The organism is Mesorhizobium sp. M2A.F.Ca.ET.042.01.1.1 (genome assembly GCF_003997405.1).
Lineage (GTDB): Bacteria > Pseudomonadota > Alphaproteobacteria > Rhizobiales > Rhizobiaceae > Mesorhizobium.
Map to the genome: position 1 here is coordinate 1 of NZ_RZRX01000411.1, position 3506 is coordinate 3506.

4 protein-coding genes are annotated in these 3506 nt (G+C 58.3%); 1 reads left to right on the top strand and 3 read right to left on the bottom strand.

Going from position 1 to position 3506, the window contains the following annotated elements; all coding sequences use genetic code 11:
- Window positions 1-10 precede the first annotated feature (10 nt).
- The 3 genes from EOA23_RS36750 to EOA23_RS32835 are packed head-to-tail and all read right to left on the bottom strand — an operon-like array spanning window position 11 to window position 1953.
- Window positions 11-247 (bottom strand): hypothetical protein, encoded by a 237-nt coding sequence (locus EOA23_RS36750; protein WP_245474422.1) that lies wholly within the window; start codon window positions 245-247, stop codon window positions 11-13.
- A 10-nt stretch (window positions 248-257) separates the two neighbouring features.
- Window positions 258-617 (bottom strand): RidA family protein, encoded by a 360-nt coding sequence (locus EOA23_RS32830; protein WP_127307123.1) that lies wholly within the window; start codon window positions 615-617, stop codon window positions 258-260.
- A gap of 16 nt (window positions 618-633) precedes the next feature.
- On the bottom strand, window positions 634-1953 hold the full coding sequence (locus EOA23_RS32835; protein ID WP_127307124.1) for an FAD-binding oxidoreductase: 1320 nt from the start codon (window positions 1951-1953) through the stop codon (window positions 634-636).
- Between the two features lie 698 nt (window positions 1954-2651).
- Here EOA23_RS32835 and EOA23_RS32840 point away from each other — a divergent pair.
- Window positions 2652-3506: ABC transporter ATP-binding protein (locus tag EOA23_RS32840; protein ID WP_145966564.1), on the top strand; the 855-nt coding region annotated here is incomplete at its 3' end.

Here is a 3506-nt window from a genome sequence, read left to right on the forward strand (position 1 = left end):
CTGCTACCCCTCAGGCAGCCAGGTCTGCGTCGCTCAGGCAAAGATAGTCTTGCCAGTGCCACTTGCGTCCAATCCTATCGAGAAGGTAACGATAGAAATGAAGTGGTGGCTGCCTGAGGGGTAGCAGCAGACCAACGTCCGCAATTTGCTGATCCGGCGTAGCCCAGTCGCCACGAGTGAGCTCCAGGGTTGTCATGGAGATTTCGACCTCGGGACCGTCGGGCGTAATAGCTGTCGGTGTGGTCATCGCAGCCGCCTTAGGTGGTGGGACGTTGCGCGGCCATGAGCATTATTTCCACATCGAAGTTGGGCACGAGTGCAGAGCCGACACTGGCGCGCGCTGGCACAGATCCATGCGGAATCCACTTCTCGTAGACTGCCGTCATTTCTGCCCAGTGTTTCATGTCGGTGAGCCAGACCGTCACCTGCAGGATGCGCGACTTGTCGGAACCACTCAGGGCCAGCAAACGGTCAATATTGGCAAGTGCCCCTTCGGTCTGTTCGGTGATGGAAGTATTCGGAGATCCGACTTGGCCACAGAGATAGACGATGCCGTTGTGGACAACGGCCTGGCTGTAGCGTGGGCCGGGCTCGATATGGGTGATATCGTCGTTCATGAATGATCTCCCTTTGTCATGCTTCGCTGCGTGCGAGGAAACGGTCGCGGGCGAGGCGCAGGCGTGCGCCCCAGCCGAGCAGCGGCTGGGGCGGTAAGCGCTGTGGTCGGCTGCGCTGTTCGATCAGCGGTATCCATTCGCTGTCCTGACGGGCGGCGAGGTTGGCAACTTCACGCCCCAGGAGATTGGCAAGGGCAAGCCCGTTGGCATTGTAGCATCCGGCAACGAACAGTCCGTCGGCAACCTTGCCGAATACATGATGCCCATTCGTACTCAGGCAAACGATGCCCGACCAGGAATGAGTGAAAACTTGTGGGCTTAGTGCCGGAAACCGCTTCGTGAGGGCGCGAGCATGATCGGCCTTTCGCCGGACAAGCGCTGTGGGATCGAGTGACATGCGCCGCGGTACCTCGCAGGTGTTCCGGACAAGGATGTGCCGGTCGCGTGTCAGCCGGATCGTCGCTCCCATGGCATCGGCCGACAGAAGGCCATACGGCTTGGGCGCACCGATCGCTGCGTATTCGTCGTCCGTTAGGGGGCGGCTCATGCTCGCCGTAAGCTGCAGAGCGAAGCTGCGGTCCTGGCGAATACCGACTTCGGGCATAAATCCATTGACTGCCATGATGATGTTGCGCGCGACGACCTCGCCTGAAGGCGTCTTCAGTCGATAGCCGCCATTGGTGGATTGCCATGCGATGACAGGCGTGTTCTCGTAAGCCTTGATCGACGGCGGCAAATTGTCGGAAAGACCGCGCGCGAGTTTGGCGGGCTGCAGCATGACGCTCGTCTTCGTCCATACGGCAGTCGTGTAGAAGCCGGTGCCGATGTGATCGCGAAGCCTTGTCCCGGTCAGGACCTCGTTCGCGACGCCGATTTCGCCCAGAAGGCGCGTAAATTTCTCAAGCCTGGTGAGGTAGCGCGGGTCGCGGGCGCCATAGAGTTTTCCGCTCGGATCCCAGTCGCAATCGATGCCGTACCCGTTGACGAGGGATTTGACTTCCGCGATGGCGGCAAGGGCGAGCTTGTATTTTTGCCGAAAGACATCGATGTCAGACGCCGTGCCGGTCCCTTCGTTGAGCGCCGCATCGACCAGGAAGCCGGAGTTTCGCGCGCTTGCACCTTCTCCGATACGGTTGGCCTCCAGAAGGATGATGCGCTCGCCGGGTTTAAGCGTCGCGAGTTGCCGCGCCGCGGCCATGCCCGTGTAGCCGCCGCCCACCACCACCCAATCCGCTTTTTGCGTGCCGTTCAACGTCGGGCGCGCCGACCGCTCAGGCAACTGGCTCAGCCATCCGCAGGTCGAATCGTTGCCGGGTAGCCGCTTTACTCTCGGCATGAAAAACTCCGTCTGTCACCGCAACTGGCATGTCTTGGCCTGCGGGGCAGGTTGAATTTCGGGATCGTTGCCCGCTGGGGGGGGCACCGCGCAAATAGATAAATCGCATGGGTGTCATTGCGTGAGCCTATGGCGCCGGCGAACCATGCTGTTCGGTGCCGATCGGGCGCGTGCCACAGTGATCCACCCTTGAAAACAGCTCGCAGCACTGTCCGCATTCAGCAGTCCTATAGCCGGTATTGAAACAGTCTATTTGATCCGCCTCGTTGGTCGGCGCATCAATTTAGCTGGCAGCGTTGCATTCGGAATGAGTTCAACAAGCAGCGCGTCGTGGAGCAGGAAGATCTGGTGAATATCTCAGGACTTTCCACCGTCGCGGACAAGCGACGCGAAGACGGACCGCGGTGACCACTCCGTAGGCTTGTTGCCTCTCAATGGCGATCTGTCGGAGGGCCTTGATGTCGAGACCCCTCCGAAGAAGTAGCCGGGTCGAGAGGGGTGCGTTTGTGACGCTCTAGCGCATAACGAAGGTCTGCGCCTGCATGATAAACTAAAGAATTAGTGAAGGCTTTTGACTGACGATGATCTAGTAAGCGATGATGACGCCATCGCGCATTCCGTCTTCGCGTCCAATCGACAACACGTGGGATCTGTCGGGTCAGTCAAGCCAGCAGCAAAAATAATCGGGAACAGTTCGAATGATTGGGGCATCGCTTACGATTGAGCGTCTTCACAAGCAATACGGCAATGTGGCGGCCCTCGCAGGGCTTGAGTTGGAACTCCAGCCTGGCGAATTTATGACCTTTTTGGGTGCCTCGGGGTCGGGAAAGACAACAGCTCTCAACATTATCGCCGGTTTTAGTGAAGCAACCACGGGCGACGTTAAAATCAACGGGAAATCGATCCTGCATCTGCCGTCCGAGCAACGTAATATTGGGATGGTGTTCCAGAGTTATTCGCTATTTCCACACTTGAACGTCTTCGAGAACATCGCGTTTCCGTTGCGCTTGCGCAACGTCCGCGAGCCGGAATTAACTCGCCGTGTCAACGCCGCACTCGAGACGGTTCAGATGGGTGGCTACAGCAAACGGCTTCCGAGAGAGCTTTCGGGTGGCCAATCCCAACGAGTTGCCTTTGCACGGGCGGTCGTTTTCGAGCCGCCAGTTCTGTTGATGGACGAGCCACTCAGCGCGCTGGACCTGAAACTGCGCGAGCAGATGCAAACAGAGATCAAGCGTTACCACATCCAACTCGGATGCACGATTATCTTCGTCACCCATGACCAGTCCGAAGCTCTGAGGTTGTCGGATCGCATTGCCGTAATGAGCGATGGGAGAGTTCAGCAGGTGGGCAGCCCAGGGGACGTCTATGACTGCCCGAACTCGAAATTCGTTGCGGAATTCATCGGCACGACCAATCTCTTCAAGATCGGCACGGAATCGGCGGGCGGAGGCATAGCTCTGCCCGAGATTGGCGTTCAGCTTTTGTTACCGCAAACAGGTAGCGCAAATTACCTGAGCGTTCGTCCCGAAAAGTTCAGGCGTGTGGTGAAG